General features: G+C 64.9%; 20 protein-coding genes and 1 tRNA gene. 10 read left to right on the forward strand and 11 right to left on the reverse strand.

The features are described from left to right. Positions 1–3: 3 nt before the first annotated feature. Entirely contained in the window at positions 4–201 is a 198-nt protein-coding gene (locus AC1DVS_RS02305; protein ID WP_478019901.1) for a KTSC domain-containing protein, read from the reverse strand. Between the two features lie 75 nt (positions 202–276). On the opposite strand from AC1DVS_RS02305, the gene AC1DVS_RS02310 reads away from it, so the two are divergent. Then, positions 277–852, forward strand: a complete 576-nt coding sequence (locus AC1DVS_RS02310) for a uracil-DNA glycosylase family protein (RefSeq protein ID WP_478019903.1) — start codon at positions 277–279, stop codon at positions 850–852. Here AC1DVS_RS02310 and msrA read toward each other — a convergent pair. After that, positions 849–1,361, reverse strand: a complete 513-nt coding sequence (msrA, locus tag AC1DVS_RS02315) for a peptide-methionine (S)-S-oxide reductase MsrA (RefSeq protein ID WP_478019905.1) — start codon at positions 1,359–1,361, stop codon at positions 849–851. The genes AC1DVS_RS02310 and msrA overlap by 4 nt on opposite strands. Further along, complete coding sequence (gene msrB / locus AC1DVS_RS02320) at positions 1,358–1,807, reverse strand: peptide-methionine (R)-S-oxide reductase MsrB (RefSeq protein ID WP_478019907.1); 450 nt, start codon at positions 1,805–1,807, stop codon at positions 1,358–1,360. The genes msrA and msrB overlap by 4 nt, the downstream gene beginning before the upstream one ends. 119 nt (positions 1,808–1,926) lie before the next feature. Here msrB and AC1DVS_RS02325 point away from each other — a divergent pair, with 119 nt between their 5' ends. Beyond that, positions 1,927–2,436: an OsmC family protein gene (locus tag AC1DVS_RS02325; RefSeq protein WP_478019908.1), complete on the forward strand. Its 510-nt coding sequence runs from the start codon at positions 1,927–1,929 to the stop codon at positions 2,434–2,436. A gap of 2 nt (positions 2,437–2,438) precedes the next feature. On the opposite strand, the gene AC1DVS_RS02330 is transcribed toward AC1DVS_RS02325, so the two are convergent. Genes AC1DVS_RS02330 through AC1DVS_RS02340 form a run of 3 tightly spaced genes read right to left on the reverse strand, consistent with a single transcriptional unit; the run spans position 2,439 to position 4,095 of the window. Further along, positions 2,439–2,873 (reverse strand): hypothetical protein, encoded by a 435-nt coding sequence (locus tag AC1DVS_RS02330; protein ID WP_478019909.1) that lies wholly within the window; start codon positions 2,871–2,873, stop codon positions 2,439–2,441. Further along, a complete protein-coding gene (locus AC1DVS_RS02335) occupies positions 2,870–3,502 on the reverse strand; it encodes a zf-HC2 domain-containing protein (RefSeq protein WP_478019911.1) in 633 nt (210 codons plus the stop codon). Before AC1DVS_RS02335 ends, AC1DVS_RS02330 begins: the two co-directional genes overlap by 4 nt. Before the next feature lie 8 nt (positions 3,503–3,510). Next, positions 3,511–4,095: an RNA polymerase sigma factor gene (locus tag AC1DVS_RS02340; protein ID WP_478019913.1), complete on the reverse strand. Its 585-nt coding sequence runs from the start codon at positions 4,093–4,095 to the stop codon at positions 3,511–3,513. A gap of 204 nt (positions 4,096–4,299) precedes the next feature. On the opposite strand from AC1DVS_RS02340, the gene AC1DVS_RS02345 reads away from it, so the two are divergent. Together AC1DVS_RS02345 and AC1DVS_RS02350 are read left to right on the forward strand one after the other, a co-directional pair. Then, complete coding sequence (locus AC1DVS_RS02345; protein ID WP_478019915.1) at positions 4,300–5,661, forward strand: methyl-accepting chemotaxis protein; 1,362 nt, start codon at positions 4,300–4,302, stop codon at positions 5,659–5,661. A gap of 87 nt (positions 5,662–5,748) precedes the next feature. Then, positions 5,749–6,312 (forward strand): methylated-DNA--[protein]-cysteine S-methyltransferase, encoded by a 564-nt coding sequence (locus tag AC1DVS_RS02350; protein ID WP_478019917.1) that lies wholly within the window; start codon positions 5,749–5,751, stop codon positions 6,310–6,312. 51 nt (positions 6,313–6,363) lie between these two features. On the opposite strand, the gene AC1DVS_RS02355 is transcribed toward AC1DVS_RS02350, so the two are convergent. Next, positions 6,364–6,438, reverse strand: a tRNA-Gly gene (locus tag AC1DVS_RS02355). A gap of 362 nt (positions 6,439–6,800) precedes the next feature. Between AC1DVS_RS02355 and AC1DVS_RS02360 the strand changes: the two genes are divergently transcribed. Further along, entirely contained in the window at positions 6,801–7,697 is an 897-nt protein-coding gene (locus tag AC1DVS_RS02360; protein WP_478021219.1) for a tetratricopeptide repeat protein, read from the forward strand. Continuing rightward, complete coding sequence (locus tag AC1DVS_RS02365) at positions 7,694–8,347, forward strand: LON peptidase substrate-binding domain-containing protein (RefSeq protein WP_478019918.1); 654 nt, start codon at positions 7,694–7,696, stop codon at positions 8,345–8,347. The genes AC1DVS_RS02360 and AC1DVS_RS02365 overlap by 4 nt, the downstream gene beginning before the upstream one ends. A gap of 17 nt (positions 8,348–8,364) precedes the next feature. Here the strand turns inward: AC1DVS_RS02365 and AC1DVS_RS02370 are convergent, their stop codons facing one another. Next, a complete protein-coding gene (locus tag AC1DVS_RS02370) occupies positions 8,365–8,886 on the reverse strand; it encodes a hypothetical protein (protein ID WP_478019920.1) in 522 nt (173 codons plus the stop codon). A 22-nt stretch (positions 8,887–8,908) separates the two neighbouring features. Then, positions 8,909–10,129 (reverse strand): UbiH/UbiF/VisC/COQ6 family ubiquinone biosynthesis hydroxylase, encoded by a 1,221-nt coding sequence (locus AC1DVS_RS02375; protein ID WP_478019922.1) that lies wholly within the window; start codon positions 10,127–10,129, stop codon positions 8,909–8,911. Between the two features lie 112 nt (positions 10,130–10,241). Here AC1DVS_RS02375 and AC1DVS_RS02380 point away from each other — a divergent pair, with 112 nt between their 5' ends. The 4 genes from AC1DVS_RS02380 (at position 10,242) to ribA (ending at position 15,439) form a co-directional block, all read left to right on the forward strand. After that, positions 10,242–12,545: a DNA translocase FtsK gene (locus AC1DVS_RS02380; protein ID WP_478019924.1), complete on the forward strand. Its 2,304-nt coding sequence runs from the start codon at positions 10,242–10,244 to the stop codon at positions 12,543–12,545. A gap of 66 nt (positions 12,546–12,611) precedes the next feature. After that, positions 12,612–13,229 (forward strand): LolA family protein, encoded by a 618-nt coding sequence (locus AC1DVS_RS02385; protein ID WP_478019926.1) that lies wholly within the window; start codon positions 12,612–12,614, stop codon positions 13,227–13,229. Between the two features lie 360 nt (positions 13,230–13,589). Then, positions 13,590–14,381 carry an exodeoxyribonuclease III gene (locus AC1DVS_RS02390; RefSeq protein ID WP_478019928.1) on the forward strand — a complete coding sequence of 264 codons (792 nt, stop codon included), beginning with the start codon at positions 13,590–13,592 and terminating at the stop codon, positions 14,379–14,381. Then, positions 14,378–15,439, forward strand: a complete 1,062-nt coding sequence (gene ribA / locus AC1DVS_RS02395; RefSeq protein WP_478019930.1) for a GTP cyclohydrolase II — start codon at positions 14,378–14,380, stop codon at positions 15,437–15,439. Before AC1DVS_RS02390 ends, ribA begins: the two co-directional genes overlap by 4 nt. Here the strand turns inward: ribA and AC1DVS_RS02400 are convergent. Both AC1DVS_RS02400 and AC1DVS_RS02405 read right to left on the reverse strand, forming a co-directional pair. Continuing rightward, complete coding sequence (locus AC1DVS_RS02400) at positions 15,436–16,098, reverse strand: HAD family hydrolase (RefSeq protein ID WP_478019931.1); 663 nt, start codon at positions 16,096–16,098, stop codon at positions 15,436–15,438. The genes ribA and AC1DVS_RS02400 overlap by 4 nt on opposite strands. Continuing rightward, on the reverse strand, positions 16,095–16,775 hold the full coding sequence (locus tag AC1DVS_RS02405; protein WP_478019933.1) for a YggS family pyridoxal phosphate-dependent enzyme: 681 nt from the start codon (positions 16,773–16,775) through the stop codon (positions 16,095–16,097). Before AC1DVS_RS02405 ends, AC1DVS_RS02400 begins: the two co-directional genes overlap by 4 nt. Positions 16,776–16,819 lie beyond the last annotated feature (44 nt).

Genomic DNA, 16,819 nt, shown 5'->3' on the forward strand with positions numbered 1-16,819 from the left:
CGCTCAGGCGTGCTCGACAAAGTCGTATCGATCACGGATGCGGCGGTTGAAGAAGCCGCCCTTGGAAATGGTGCGCTGCATTGCCGCCACTTCCTCCACCGGCACGTCGAGATAGCTGTAGCGCCGGCCGCTCACGAACTCGATCTCGAGCCGGCGCTCGGCCTCGTCATAATGGTAGGAGCGGATCACGCTTGAGGGCATGCGCCTTCAACGCGGCAAGCCCGATGCGTTTCCGGAGCGTTGATCCCCGCCTCCGCGAATGCGAAAGGCGAGAGGATGATCGATCCGGCGCCCGGCCTTCTCGATGAGGTGCGTGCCTGCACCGTCTGCGCGCCCTTCCTGGCGTCAGGCCCGAGGCCGGTCGTGCAGTTCAGCACCAGCGCGCGCATCCTCATCATCGGCCAGGCGCCGGGCACCAAAGTCCATCGCAGTGGCGTTCCCTGGGATGACGACAGCGGCAAGCGCCTGCGCGAATGGACGGGAATCCCAGGTGAAGATTTCTACGATCCCGCCAAGGTCGCGCTGATGCCGATGGGCTTCTGCTATCCAGGGAAGGGCACGAGCGGGGATCTGCCGCCACGCCCTGAATGCGCACCTTTATGGCACGACCGGATCCTGGCACTGCTCCCGGCGGACCGCCTGACATTGCTCGTCGGACACTATGCCCAGGCCCGCTATCTGCCCGGCAAGCTGACGATGACTGAACGAGTACGGGGATTCGCGGCCGTTGGGCCATCGCTCATCCCGCTGCCCCATCCGTCCTGGCGCAGCATCGGCTGGCAGAAGCGCAATCCCTGGTTCGAGAGCGATCTGCTGCCGGCGCTGCGCGCGGCGGTGCGGCTCCGGCTTTAGGAGGCCGCGTCCGCCCGGTGCGGCAATTTCCAGCCGGGGCGAACGAAATGACAGGTATAGCCGTTGGGCAAACGCTCCAGATAATCCTGGTGCTCGGGCTCAGCCTCCCAGAAATCGCCCGCCGGCGTCACCTCGGTCACGACCTTGCCAGGCCAGAGGCCGGAAGCCTCGACATCGGCGATCGTGTCCTCAGCCACCGCCTTTTGCTCGGCGTTGGTGTAGAAGATTGCCGAGCGATAGCTCGCGCCCACATCATTGCCCTGGCGATTGCGCGTCGTCGGATCATGGATCTGGAAGAAGAATTCCAGCAGCGCGCGGTAATCGGTCCTGTCGGTATCGAAGACGATCTCGATCGCTTCGGCATGGTTGCCGTGATTGCGATAGGTCGCATTCGGCACTTCGCCGCCGCTATAGCCGACTCGGGTGGAGACCACCCCCGGCAGCTTGCGGATCAGATCCTGCATGCCCCAGAAGCAGCCGCCGGCGAGAATTGCTGTTTCCTGGCTCATGCCACTTCCTCCACCTGGTCGAGATAGGCGCCATAGCCCTGCGCCACCATGTCATCACGGTGAACGAAGCGCAGCGACGCCGAGTTGATGCAATAGCGCAGCCCGCCGCGATCGCGCGGCCCGTCGTCGAACACATGGCCAAGATGGCTGTCGCCATGCGCTGAGCGTACCTCGGTGCGGACCATGCCGTAAGCGGTATCGGTCAGTTCGCTGACGTTCGCTGGCTCGATCGGCTTGGTGAAGCTCGGCCAGCCGCAGCCGGAATCGAACTTGTCGGACGAAGCGAACAGCGGCTCGCCCGAGACGATGTCGACATAGATGCCCGGCTCCTTGTTGTTCAGGAGCGGTCCGGTGCCCGGCCGTTCGGTGCCGCTCTGCTGGGTGACGCGATATTGTTCGGGCGTGAGCGCGGCGACCGCTTCATCGGTCTTGCGATAGATGGTCATGGTGAATCTCCCAATCGCGCTTCAAATGGGTATGCGATCACGGCTTGTCGAGTGAGGCTGGCGACACCGCCTCCATTGGCGCCATAAGGTCCGGCCCATTATTCCGGAAGGAACACGCGATGACCGAGTCGCCCGCGACCCCCGACATTCACCCCGAGATCATCCTGGTCGAGGAGACTGGTGCAGGCCGCTATCAGGTCGAAGTTCATGCCGGCGCGACGACCTTTCTCGTGGACGAACCACGGGCTTTTGGCGGGCTCGGTTCGGGCCCCAATCCCTATGACCTGATCTGCGCAGCGCTCGGTGCCTGCACGGTTATGACCGTCCGGCTCTATGCCGAGCGCAAGGCATGGCCAGTCGCGCATGTGAAGTCCCGGGTCTATCATGTCCGTGGCACGCTCCAGTCGCGCGACGTGTTCGAGCGGGAGATCGAGATCGCCGGCGCGCTGGATAGCGCCCAGCGCCGCCGGCTGATGGAGATCGCCATGCGCTGCCCAGTCCATCTGCTGCTCGAGCGCGGCGCCGATGTCCGTACCACCGAAGCCCAGCTCGAAGGGCCCCAAGCCGCGACCGACCAGCATCTGCGCCACATGGTCGAGGCTTGCACCGAACCCGCAGCTGCGGGATAAGCTCAGAAGGAGCGGGAACCTATCCCGTCTTCAGTGCGAAACGCTCCCATCGGCTCGGACCAGACGACTGACGAGTCCTTCGACACCTGCGCGACCGCGGCCTCGATCGCGACATCTGCCGGCACGCGCATGACATAGCAGTCGACGCCGACCAACGGCATCGGCCAGCCATCGACCAGTTCGAGCCGGTTCCGATGCGCTATACCTAGCGCGATCCGCCGGCGTGCGGTGCGCGAGGTGCCGTCACCATAATCGCCGCCATAGCCTGAGTTCGGCCGATAATGCGGGGGAGCAAGCCGCAACATCACCAGGATCTCGCGATCAGCACCTGGACTGTCTGTGCGTATCTGCGCCTCAAGCGGCACGGCTGGGATCAGCATCGCGAGCGCGACAGAAAGAAGGATAACTCCCCGCCGCAGGACGCGGCTTGGGTTCATGGCTGATCGCCGCGGTCGATCGGCTCGGCGAGGACGATCCCCGGCGTGGCGCGGAGTTGCTTCAGCGCGGCGTCTCGTTTGTTCCCATCGACACGCAGCACATAAGCACCGCTAACCGTGGGTCCGTCAACCACGCGCGAGCCGGCACGCATGAAGGCGCTGCGCATGTCGCCCTCGGTGACATCGGGCTTGAACTGGATGACGAGATTGCCCGGCGCCGCAACCGCCGCCGTGCCAAGTGCGTGATAGGCGGCATCGGTCGGCGCATGGCGCGCCGGCAGCGCGATGGCGACGATCAGCGCCGCGGCGGCGAGCTGCCCCGCCACCGCCCAGCCGATCGCGACCGGCCGCCGCAGGAAGCGAATCGGCGAGGCCGATCGCCGCTGCGGTATAGTCTCCATCCTCGCCCGCATCGCTGCCCAGCCATGCTCGACATCCATCGACAGACCCGCAACCTGCCGGCCCAGCGCCCGATCACTATCGAGATCCGCGCGGCAATCGGCACAGCTTGCCAGATGCGCCTCGACCAGAGCCGCCTCGGCGGGATCGAGCGTGCCGTTGACGTACCAGGGCAGCAGGCTCTGCGCCGCGCCATGGGGATCGTCATGCAGCTGAATGATATTGCCCATGATCTTTCCTATACCCAATCCGCAAGCTCGCCCGCCAACCGGCGTTTCAAATGGCGTCTTGCATGAAACATGCGTGTCTTCACGGTATCGACCGGGCAGCTCATGATCTGAGCGATCTCCCGATACCCCATTTCCTGATAATAAGTGAGCTCCAGCACGGCGCGGTGGTCAGGCGAAAGCTCTTCCATCGCGCTCTTCAGCAAGAGCTGGCTTTTGTGCGCGCCCAATTGATCCTCGGGGCTCGCATCAAGCGACATGCGCTCTTCCGAGTCGCGGTCCTCGATCGGCTCGTCCTGCCGGTTGATCGCCTTCATCGCCTTGCGATAGGCAATGCCGAAGATCCAGGTGGAAAGCTTGCTGGCACCGTGGAAGCTGTCGGCACGCTCCCAGACCACCATCATGCTGTCGTTCAATACCTCCTCGATGATGTGCGGACGACGGACGAATTTGAGGAGGAAGCGCGTCAGCCGGGGGTGATAGAGCCGGTAGAGTTCCTCGAAAGCCTGCGCGTCTCCAGCCCGCACAAGCGCGAACAGCCGCAGATCCTCGCCGCCGCTCGACCTGTGCGGCGCCGGTGCCTGTCCGGCTGCCATGCCCGCTTCGTTCAATAGAGTCCGTTCAATTGATATGGTCCGTGTCTGATGCCCGTTGGTGCCGAGCCACAGATACAAGGTTCAAGCCTGTGCTGGAACAGCCGCTATTTTCCACAATCTGCACATCTCGATGCAGCCACAATGGTTCGTTTACCACACTGCGCTACGATGGCCTTCAGACAAGGATCCGGAGGGGTGCCACAAATGACCGAAGCCGCATTAACCCAGCAGGGCGGGACTGATATCGCGCTCAGCGCAGCGGCGATTCAGGAACGAGTCGAGGCATACGACGTGAAGGGCGCCTTCAGCCGCGAACTTCGCGACCTGTGGGACCGTTGCGGCGAAGATCTCGTCAAGACGTCGACCGATCGCTGGACCAAGACGAGCGCCTCCGTCAAGGGCAAGAGCGCCGCCGAGATTGCCGCCTATGCGACACGCATTTCGGACAGGCAGCGGCAAGCATTGCGCGGGCCGGTTGATGCGCGCTGGATCAGCGACCTGGCGAGTTGGGCGACACAGCTCGTCGACAACCAGTTGTCCACCGCCGTCGTCGTTGTCACGGTGACCGCGATGGGCGATGCAATGCTTGATGTCATTCAGAAGAAGTTCGCGGATGATCCCAAAGTCCTTCGCGCGGCCGAGCGGACGCTGCGCCAGATGGCCTGTATCGAGATCGAGGTGCTGTGCGCCGAAGTCACCGAACGCCTCAAACTGGTCTCGGCCAGCAAGCGCGGCAGCGACGGCGTCGTATTCCGCGATCAGGTCCAGTCGATGCTGGGATCGACACTCGCCGATTCGTCGATACTGCGCGATCAGACCGCCCAGGCCTCGACCGCAGCGCGCGGCATGATGAGCAAGACATCCGAAGTGGCCGCCGCCGCCGAACAATCAGCCGTTGCGATGCGCGAAGCCGCGCAGACCGCCGCCGGCCTGATCCGCGCCATCGAGGCGGCGCGCAGCGAAGTGGAGGTCGCGACCGGCGTCGCCGTGCGTGCCGCCGACCAGTCGGCCCAGGCTGTGGCAGTCTCCGTCGCCCTTTCCGGCCATGCCCAGGCGATCGAATCGATCCTCGACCTGATTCGCGATATTGCTGGGCAGACCAACCTGCTCGCCCTCAACGCCACCATCGAAGCGGCGCGCGCCGGCGATGCCGGCCGCGGCTTCGCGGTGGTCGCACAGGAGGTGAAGAGCCTTGCGTCGCAGACTGCGCGCGCAACCGACGACATCGCCGGCAAGATCGCCGCGATCCAGTCCGCCAGCCGTCAGACACTCGATGTCAACGGATCGATTCGGGATATCGTCGGGGAGGTGCAGGTTTCGGCACAGCGCATTCGCGAGGCGATGGAAGCCCAGGCGCTGACGGTGAACATGATCACCGCCGCCGTCGACGAGACCGCGCTGACGGCCGACTCGATGTCCGACACGATCGCGTCGATCCGGATCGACACCGAGACGATCACCGCCGATATCGATCGCCTCGAATCAGGGTTCCGCGCGGTCGACGACAAGCTCGCCCGGCTCGAGGTGACGACGAGCGACTTCGTGGAGCGGGCCGCCGCAGCGTAGAGAGTCCTTCAGCACGACAACGGCCGAAGCGAGACTTGCCAAGCGCGCACCGGGTACCGAAATTGCCGGGAAAGCGCAGGAGAGTATGTGACCCGGCCGGTACCCCGCTACAGGCTATTCGAGACTGCCCATGGCGTCGCCGCGATCGCTTGGCACACGGGCGGCATCGTCAGCTTCCGTTTGCCTGCGGCGGGGCCCGAGGCGACCGAGCGTGCCGTGCTGCGCCAGCTGCCGAACGCGATTGTCGACGAGCCTCCATCCGAGATTGCCGCGACCATCGCAATGGCGCGGCGCTATTTCGACGGAGAGCAAGTGGACTTCTCCGGCGTGGCGATCGACCTCGGCGCGCAGCAATCCTTTTTTGCTCAGGTCTATGAGACGGTGCGGCGACTCGGCTGGGGGCAGACCACAACCTATGGCGCCGTGGCCAGGGAACTCGGTGCGGGGCCGGAGGCGGCACGCGACGTGGGCCAGGCAATGGCTTCGAACCCCATACCGCTGATCATCCCGTGCCACCGCGTGCTGGCGGCGGGCGGCAAGGTCGGCGGCTTTTCCGCGCCAGGCGGATCGACGTCCAAGCTGAAGATGCTGGCGATCGAAGGGATCGACCTGTCGCCGCCCGAACCAGCCCAACAAGGTTTCGGTTTTTAAGAAAGAGCCGCTCCGCCGCGGCGGCCAGTATCAAAGATGTGCTTTGAAAACTGGAGCGGGCGAAGGGATTCGAACCCTCGACCCCAACCTTGGCAAGGTTGTGCTCTACCCCTGAGCTACGCCCGCTCTGGCGCCTGCGCCGATCAGCTAGACCGGGCGGGTAAGGGGGCGGCCTCTAGCATCGGCCTTTCCACCCGGCAAGCCCTTCTCTGCCGCCGGCAAACAACCATTGTTTCAGGAATCGGCCAGGCCCGGTCGAGCTTGAGCGCGCGGCCAAGGTCAGCCTCGGCTGCGAACTTTTCTTCCTCGATCGCATGGGGCCAGCAATCCGATGGTGCCACGATCTGGACTCGCGCGCGGGACGCTTCGGATTCTCAAGCAATGGCGAGTCGATGAAAAAACTTGGCTTGAGGGCATGAGCGCCCACATAAGGTGAGCGCGCAAATCTGATCTGTGACCTTTGGGAGTGAGACTTGGCCAGCCTTGGAATGACCGCCACTGAACGTGAAGCCGTCGAGGCGTTCCGCCGCGACGTTGTCGAGCCGTCGATGAACGCGCTCGTCATCATCGATTTCTGGGCGGAATGGTGCGGGCCGTGCAAGGCGCTGTCGCCAGTGCTTGAAAAGGTCGCCGCCGATTATGCCGACAAGGGCGTCATCCTCGCCAAGATCGATACCGACAAGAACCAGTTCATCGCGGCGCAATTCCAGATCAAATCGATCCCCACCGTCTATGCGATGTTCCAGGGGCAACTGGTCGCCGACCTGACCAGCGCGCGGACCGAAACCCAGCTGAAGGCGATGCTCGACCAGATCCTGAAGCAGCTTCCGGTGGAGAGCGAGGCCGCCCAGGCCGAGGCCGAGCTCGAACCGCTGATCGCGATGGGCGAGGAAATCCTGGCAGAGGGCGACGGCGAGCGCGCGCTTGGCGTGTTCGACCAGATCGCCGAGATCGCACCCGATCACCCGGCTGTACTGTCTGGTCGGCTGCGCGCCCTGGTCGCCGCGCACCGGATCGACGAGGCCGATGCGGCGATCGCAGCCTTGCCAGAGGAGCTCGCCAAGCTGCCCGAGATCGAGCGCGCGAAATCGGCGCTTGCGTTGGCGAAGGAGGCCAAGCCAGTCGATGATCTCGCCGGCCTCGCCGCCGAAGTCGCCGCCAATCCGGACAATCTCGACAAGCGCTTCGAACTGGCAGGCGGCCAGATGGCCGCGGGCGACCGTGACGCCGCCGCGGATTCGCTGCTCGGCATCATCGCCGCCGATCGCGACTGGAATGAGGGCGCGGCGCGACAGCAATTGCTCAAGCTGTTCGACGTGGTTGGCCTCGAGGATCCGTGGGTTTCCGCGCAGCGGCGGCGGTTATCGGCTATCCTGTTCGGATGAGCGACGCACCGGAAACCACCACGCCGAAAACGACCCGGCTGTCCGTGTTTCCGCTGCCCGGCGCGCTGCTGTTTCCAGGCATGCATTTGCCGCTGCACATCTTCGAGCCCCGCTACCGCGCGATGATCTCCGATTCGATGGCGCGCGACCGGCGAATCGGCATGATCCAGCCCCGCCCCGGCCCGCTTGCGACCGGCGAGACACCGGCATTGTTCACGATCGGCTGTGTCGGGCGGATCGCCGAGTTCGAGACGAGCGAGGACGGCCGCTACAATCTCGTGCTCGAGGGCATTGCCCTGTTTCGCATCCTGCGCGAGCTCGATGTGACCACTGCCTTCCGTCAGGTCGAGGCTGAATTGCTGCCGGTGCCCGACGAGCCCGAAATCCTGTCCCTGTCGCGCCGCTCATCGCTCGAGATGGAATCCCGGCGCTTTGCCGACGCGCAGGGCTATGCGGTCGACTGGGAAGCGGTGAACCGGCTCGACGACGAGGCGCTCGTCAACGGCATCGCCCAGATCGCGCCGTTCGATATCGCGGCGAAGCAGGCATTGCTCGAAGCAAGCGGCATCGAGGACCGGGCCGAGCTGATCATCCAGCTGATGCAGTTCTTCGGCCGGCATGACGGCGAGGAATCGGTGACGCTGCAATAGCAGGCTGTGCCGCCGCTTCAGGGACCTACGTGAAATCCGTCGGTCGGCGCGACCCAGATGACCTTCTGATCCATGGCAGGCTGTGCCTCGCCGTCGATTGTGGCTTTCGCGATCAGTTGCGCGCCGTCGGGCACATAGGTGGTGCAAATCCGCTTGCCGATCAGGAATGCCATCCCCGTAGCGATCTGTGACCGGACCGCTACCGCATCCGCATCGGACATCTTCTGTCCGCTGACCGAAATAACGGCGGTATCGATATCCTGTTTCCGGATCGCTCCGCATACTGCCCCAGCCTCGACCGTGACCGGCGTCTCGGTTTCCATGATCACAAGCGGTGAAGGCGAAAGCATGATCGTTGCGGCGTTGTCGTAGCTACCGTCAGCGCGTTTGCGATAGCCTGCCAGTGACTGACAGACGTGCTTTGCCACGTCCGGCGCATAGCATTGCAGCATTCCCGAAGCCGCTGGCCCGAGCGGATCGAGTGTCGGGACGGCTTGGGTCGGCAGTGCTGCTGCCGTCAGCATCAGGACAAAGCTCATCGATCCTGTCTCCTTTTGGCGGTCAGACCGTCAGCCCCTGCAGCAGCTTGGGCACCTCGCCGCTTTCCCCGCGCGCCTCAGCCATGAAGCGATCCTTGAGGGGCGGCAGTTTCTGCACCGCTGACAGGCCGAAGCGGCGAACGGCCGAGGCGGTGCGGCCGGGGATGCCGAACAGCCGGGTCAGCCCGTCAGTCGCCGCGGCGACCATGAAGGTGTCGAGGCTGCGCCAGCGCTCGTAGCGCGCCAGCAATTGCGGATCGCCGAGATCAAGGCCGAGGCGTTTGCCGTCGACCAGCACCTCGACCAGGGTAGCGACGTCGCGAAAACCTACATTGACGCCCTGACCGGCGATCGGATGGATGCCGTGCGCGGCGTCCCCGACCAGAGCGAGGCGGTTGGATGTGATCGTCGCTGCGTGGTGGAAGCCGAGCGGGTAGCTCGATCGGCCACCGAGCGGGCCGAGCCGGCCAAGAAAGCCACCCATCCGTTTCTCGGCTTCGGCCAGGAAGCCGCGATCGGAAAGCTTGAGCATGCCCGGCGCCTCGTCGCGACGCACCGACCAGACGATCGCCGAGCGGTGAAGGCCCTGTGCATCGTCGTTGAGCGGCAGGATCGCGAACGGGCCCTTTGGATAGAAGATCTCATAGGCGATGTTCTGGTGGCTGTGCTCATGATGGAGCGAGGTCACCAGTGCTGCATGATCATAGGTCCAACGCGCGACCTTCAGGCCGGCGGCGTCGCGGGTCGGCGAGTTGCGCCCCTCAGCCGCGATCAGCAGCGGTGCTTTGACCGTTGCACCCGAATCGAGTGTCGCCACCACGCCATGCTCGCCGCGCTCGACCGACACGGCGCGCGTCTTCATCCGCACGTCGACTCCCGGCGCTGCCCCGGCTGCCTCCATCAGGGCCCGGCGAAGCTGGCGATTCTCGAACATATGGCCAAGCGCGCCGCTATCGGCATCAGGCTCGAAGTCGAGCGCGCCCGGTTCGAGCCCATCGCTTACCCTGATCCCCTGGATCGGACAGCCAAGCCCGGCGAGCCGGTCCACGACGCCAATCGTCTCGAGCATCCGGTACGGCGCGCTGGCGATTGCCGAGGCGCGTCCGTCAAAGCCGGCGGCAAGGATCACTTGCGGATCGGCGATATCGATGACGATTGCGGTCAGCCCGTGCGCGTCGAGCGCCACGGCCAGCGCGCTGCCGACAAGGCCGCCGCCGAGGATGATGACGTCTGCTTGGTCCATACCCCACTCTAGCGTCTGGCTGGCTTGCTGCCAATGCGCGCGCCTTGACGTCGGACTCCGCAAGCGCGATGATTCGCGAGCACAGACAGCGAACATTCCAAGGACTGAGACGATGGCGAGCCGGGCGCAGACGCCCCTGTGGCGCGAGACGATGAAGGCGGGCGCAGCACGCAGTGGCGCGCTGATCGGCGCGATCGCCATCATGATCGGCGCGATCCTGATGTTGATCGCGCTCGCCACCTATCATTCAGGCGATCCGTCGCTCAACACAGCCTCGGGTGGGCCCACCCAGAACTGGCTGGGCGAACCCGGCGCCTGGCTCGCCGATATCTGCTTCCTTCTGTTCGGGCCCGCCATCCTGTTGGTGCTGCCGATCTCGCTGATGATCGCGCTGCGGCTCTGGCGCGATATTCCGGTCGGGCGCTGGCGGCTGATGCTGCTGGCCTCAATCGGCGGCATCGCGCTGATCGGCACGACTTTCGCCCTGATTTCGAGCTCGGCGATGCGTGGCCTGCCCGCCGGTGCCGGGGGTGTCGTGGGCATCGCCGTTGCCGACCTGCTCCATTGGGCAATCAGCCAGATCGGCGATCCGACCGCGATGCTCTGGACGGCACGTGGTGTCGGTGCCCTTACCGGCCTTGCCGGCATGGGCATTTGGGCGTCCAGTTTCGTGATCGACATGGGCGATCGGCAAAGGCGGCCTCAGCCGGCGAAACTCAAGGCAGCGAAGGCCGAGCGGCGCACTCCCGAGCAGGAAGTGCTGCCCGCGGAGGCGGCGCGCAAGCCACCCGTGCCGCGCGCGGTGGCGATGCCCGATGCCCGGCCCGGCCCGGTGATCGCCGAGCGGTCGCTCGCAGCCTCAGTGGCGAAACCCAAGGCCAAACAGGCGTCGTTCGATCTCGGCGACAATTCCCAACTGCCGCCGCTCGACCTGCTCAAGCCGGCACCGCCCGCACCCGGCGGGCCGGTCGACAAGGCAGCGCTGGAGCGCAATGCGCGGCTGCTCGAATCGGTACTCGATGATTTCCACGTCAAAGGATCGATCATCAACATCCGCCCCGGCCCGGTGGTGACGATGTATGAGCTCGAGCCGGCATCGGGCATCAAGGCCAGCCGGGTGATCCAGCTTGCCGATGATATCGCCCGCAACATGTCGGCGATTTCAGCCCGCGTCGCGACGATCCCCGGACGGACCGTGATCGGCATCGAGCTGCCCAATGCGCGGCGGGAAACGGTGGGGCTGCACGAGCTGATTGGATCGCAATCGTTCGACGACCAGTCAGCCTCGCTGCCGCTGGTGCTCGGCAAGAATATCGCTGGCGATCCCGTCATCGCTGATCTCGCGCCGATGCCGCATCTCCTCGTCGCGGGCACGACCGGATCGGGCAAGTCGGTCGGACTGAACTGCATGATCCTCTCGCTGCTCTACCGGCTGCGGCCGGACCAGTGCCGGATGATCATGATCGACCCGAAGATGCTCGAGCTGAGCATGTACGAGGATATCCCACATCTTCTCTCACCCGTGGTGACCGATCCGGCCAAGGCGGTGCGCGCGCTCAAATGGGCGGTCGAGCAGATGGAAGAGCGCTACCGGATGATGTCGTCGGTCGGCGTGCGGAGCCTCGCGAGCTTCAACGAGAAGGTGCGCGCCGCGCGCACCAAGGGCCAGCCGCTCGGCCGGCGCGTCCAGACCGGCTATCATCCCGAGACCGGCCAGCCGGTCTATGAGGAGGAGACGCTCGACTTCCAGCCGCTGCCGCAGATCGTGGTGATCGTCGACGAGCTTGCCGACCTGATGATGACCGCGGGCAAGGAGGTCGAGTTCCTGATCCAGCGCCTAGCGCAGAAGGCACGCGCGGCGGGCATTCACCTGATCATGGCGACACAGCGCCCTTCGGTCGACGTCATCACCGGCGTGATCAAGGCGAACCTGCCGACGCGGATCAGCTTCCACGTCACCTCCAAGATCGATTCACGCACCATCCTGGGTGAGCAGGGCGCCGAGCAACTGCTCGGCAAGGGCGACATGCTCTATATGCCGGGCGGCAAGGGCATCGTCCGCGTCCATGGTCCCTTCGTCTCCGATGACGAGGTCCGTGCGGTCGCCGATCACTGGCGCGCCCAAGGCCGCCCTGATTATATCCAGTCGGTCACCGAGGAACCCGAGGACGGCTTCGCGCTCGACGGCGCGCCGATGGGCGAGGATTCGGCTGAGGACCAGCAATATCGCTCGGCGATCCAGCTGGTCGTCGAAAGCCAGAAGGCCTCGACCTCGTGGCTGCAGCGCCAGCTCCGCGTCGGCTATAATTCGGCCGCACGACTGATCGAACGCATGGAGAAGGACGGCATCGTCAGCCGCCCCGACCATGTCGGCCGCCGCGACGTCTTGCGCGACCGCGACGGGAACCCGCTATAGGACGGGCGGTTCAGAGCAGGTTCAACCCTGACCGTGCAGCAGCCCAGGCTGTCCCGGGAGAATAACGTGACCTTTCGTATCCCCTCCGCGCTGGCGCTGCTCGCCATGCCCGTTATCGCCATCGCGGCCCCGGCGCCCGTCACCGGCGATCTCGCGGCTGTGCAGCATCATCTGCAATCGGTCGAATCCATGACCGCATCGTTCACCCAGACCGACCGCGCCGGCAAGGTGCTCACGGGCACTCTGACGCTCAAGAAGCCCGGCAAGATCCGCTTCCAGTATCAGAAGGGCGTGCCGATCCTCATCGTCGGCGATGGCCGTGCGCTGACCTTTATCGACTATTCAGTGAAGCAGGTGCAGCGCTGGCCGATCGGCAATTCCCCGCTTGCCGTCCTGATCGACCCGACCCGCGTGAGCCGGGTGGCGAAAGTGGTGACGACGCCCGACCCCAAAATGGTTGCGGTAGAGGCGTATGACCCCAAGCATCCCGAATATGGTCGCATGACGCTTTTCTTCCAGCGCAGCGGCGATGCGCCGGGCGGTCTGATGCTGCAGGGCTGGATCGCGATCGATTCCCAGAACAACATGACCAAGATCCGCTTGTCGAATCAGCGCTTCAACGCGCCGGTGAGCGACAGGACGTTCTCGTGGAACGATCCACGTCGCAATTCTCCCAAAAATTGAACGTCCGTTCATAGTGGCGACAGGTTTCGGCCCCTAGAAAGAGGTCGCGGATGTGGAGCGGTTCGGGATTTTCCCCCTGTTGCCCGAACGGACCCACTTCCCGCCTGCGTGACGAACGCTAGGTCGGCCCTCGCTCCATGCCCCCGGAGCGGGGGCCTTTCCTTTGGACCTCTGCGGCTTCAGCCCATGTCGGGCTGCAAAGGGCGATTTCCTGCGCTTCGGTGCTCACGTACCTGAAGTACGCTGCGCTCCGATGCTCGGAAATCACCCTTTTCGCCTCGACCTGAACTGAATCCGCAGAGGTCCAGGCCGTCACAAGCTGTACTGGCGCGCGCGCGCGGGGGTGGCTACATCGCCGTGATGGCTAGTCTCAAGATCGTCTCATGGAATATCAACTCGGTGCGGTTCCGCATCGAGATCGTCGAACGCTTTCTGCGCGAGGTTTCTCCGGATATTTTGTGCCTGCAGGAAACCAAGGTGATCGACGGGGACTTTCCCAGCGCACCGTTCCGCGCGCTCGGCTACAACCAAATCATCCTGCACGGGCAGCGGATGCACCACGGCGTTGCGATCATCAGTCGCGTGCCGCTGGTCGAGGACGACCGGTTCGACTGGCAGGCGAACCGCGAGGCGCGGCATGTCGGGGTTCGGCTCGACAACGGCATGCGGATCGAGAATGTCTATGTGCCCGCCGGCGGCGACATCCCCAATCGCGACGTGAACCCTAAATTCGGCCAGAAGCTGGATTTCGTCGAACGGATGACGCGCTGGTCGGAGGGCCTGCGCGTGCCGACCCTGCTGGTCGGCGATTTCAACATCGCGCCTCTCGAATCCGACGTCTGGAGCCACAAGCAGCTGCTCGACGTGGTGAGCCACACGCCGATCGAGGTCGCGGCACTCGATGGGCTGAAGGCATCCAACGACTGGGTCGATCTCGGTCGCCATTTCGTGCCGCCGCCCGAGCGGCTTTTCACCTGGTGGAGCTACCGCGCGAAGGACTGGCTCGCCTCAGATCGTGGGCGCCGGCTCGACCATATGTGGGCGACGGCGGATATTGCCGCCAATGCGGTTTCACACTGTGTGTTCGAGGATTGCCGGAACTGGCTCAAGCCGTCAGACCATATCCCGATCATGACCGAGTTTCAGGTTTGAACGAGCCGCGCCGCACCGCGAACGCGATCGACGCGCTTCGGCGCGGCTGGCCGATCGCCATTGCCGGCGATGACGGCACGCTGGCCTTGTTGCCGATCGAAACCGCCGATCCCGAACGGCTCGCGGCATTCGATCCGGCCGGCACGGCACCGGTGCTCCTGACCGCAGGCCGTGCAGCGACGCTCAAGCTCGCCAATCAGCGCGAAGCGGCGGTGCCGGATTCGCCAGTGTTGGTCGAGCGCGCGCCCTGGCTCGATTTCGCTACGGCCACTGCGCTGGCTGATCCGCAATTCGACCTGCGGACGCCGATGAAGGGCCCGTTCCGCGCCATTCCGGTGCAGGCGCGGGAGGCGGCCGAGGCGGCCTTGCGGCTGGCCCGCGTTGGCGGCGTGTTGCCGGCCTTCTTCGCAAGCACCGAGGCGCAATCCAATCTGATCCTGACGCCGGGCGATATCGATGCGCATGAGGATGCCGTTCGCCTGACGATCGCAACACGAGCGCGGCTGCCGGTTTTTGGAGCTGAAAACACCGAGATCGTCGCCTTCCGCACGCCTGAAATGCCTGGCGAGCATGTCGCCCTGCTGATCGGTGCGCCGGACGGCCAGCCGCCGCTCGTCCGGCTGCACAGCGAATGCCTGACCGGGGATGTGCTCGGCAGCCTGAAATGCGATTGCGGGCCACAGCTCCACGCTGCGGTCGAGGCGATCGAGGCAAGCGGCTGGGGCATCCTGCTCTATCTGCGCCAGGAAGGCCGCGGCATCGGGCTGATCAACAAGCTGCGCGCTTATGCGCTGCAGGATCAGGGGTTCGACACGGTCGACGCCAATACGCGGCTCGGCTTCGCAGTCGATTCGCGCAACTTCGCGGTAGCGGGGCGGATGCTCGAGCTGCTCGGCCAGCGATCGGTACGGCTGCTGACCAACAATCCGGAGAAAGTGGCTCAGCTGGAAGCGGCAGGGATCAATGTGATCGAGCGGGTGCCGCATATCCTGCCGTCGAACCCCTTCAACGAGCGCTATCTCGCGACCAAACGCGACCGCACCGGGCACCAATTCTAGGCGATCAGCCGGGCGACCTCGTCGAAGCTGGTCGCGATATCCCGGACGCCGATCGTCCTCAGCCGATCCGCATGATCGGGACCGCAATGGCTGCCGCCGACAAAACCGATGACGTGCGCGCCCGACGCAACCGCTCCGGTCGCACCTACGGGCGAGTCCTCCAGAATCGCACACCGTGCGATGTCGACGCCGAGCGCAGCCGCGGCGTGGAGATAGAGATCAGGCTCGGGCTTGCCGCGCGTGACGTGCTCGCGGCCTGAAAAGATCATGCTGCCGAACGATTCGCGGATTCCGAGATTTTCAAGATGCCGCTCGATCCATGCCGTCGAGCTCGAGGAAGCGACGGCGCGCGGCAGCGAGGGCGGCAGGCTGCGGACGAAAACCACCGCGCCCGCGACCGCTTCGAGCCCCTCGCGCATCGCCCGCTCATCCTCGAGCTTGCGCGCGACGTGAAAATCATCGGGCAGCACCCGGCCGATCCAGCGTTCGAGCGCGGCGAGGAAGTCATGGCCCGCCAGCCCCATGAAATTGGCCATGGATTCGGCCGGCGTAGTCGGATGGCCGATCGAGGTCAGATATTCGGCGATCTGCTTGTTGCCGGCATATTCGCTTTCGAGCAGCACGCCGTCGAAATCGAAGATCAGCGCGTCGAACTTCATGTGCGTGCCCCGAACAGCGCGGTGCCGACGCGGATATGCGTCGCGCCCAGCGTGATCGCGGTCTCGTAATCGCTCGACATGCCCATGCTGAGCCCTTCCAGGCCATGGTCGCGTGCGATCTTCGCCAACAGCGCGAAATAGGGCGCGGCTTCGACCTCGGCTGGGGGTACCGCCATCAGGCCGGCGACTGGCAGGCCGGCAGAACGCGTCTCGGCGAGCAGCCCGGGTAGCGCATCGATCGCGCAGCCGCCCTTTTGAGGCTCATCGCCGATATTGACCTGAAGAAAGCAGGCCGGCCGCCGGTCCTGCCGTTCCATCGCCCGCGCCAGCGCTGCGACCAGCGATGACCGATCGACCGAGTGGATCGCATCGAACAGGGCGACAGCTTCCTCGGCCTTGTTCGACTGGAGTTGGCCAACCAGATGCAGCACCGTCTCAGGCCATGCCTCGCGGAGCGCCGGCCATTTCGCCTCAGCCTCCTGTACGCGATTCTCGCCGAACGCGGATTGGCCGGCAGCGAGCAATGGCGCGATTTCGTCAGCTGACCGGGTCTTGGAGATCGCGATCAGCGTCACGGCTTCAGGCTTGCGCCCGGCAAGATGGGCGGCGCGGCCGATCGCTTCGCGTATCTCGGCAAGACGGGTTTCTGGGCTGGTCTCGGGGTCGTCGCGGCGCATCGGCAGCGCTATAGGCAGGCCTGTGCCCCACCGCCACCCCATGC

The organism is Sphingomonas sp. P3_C5, from assembly GCF_056402635.1.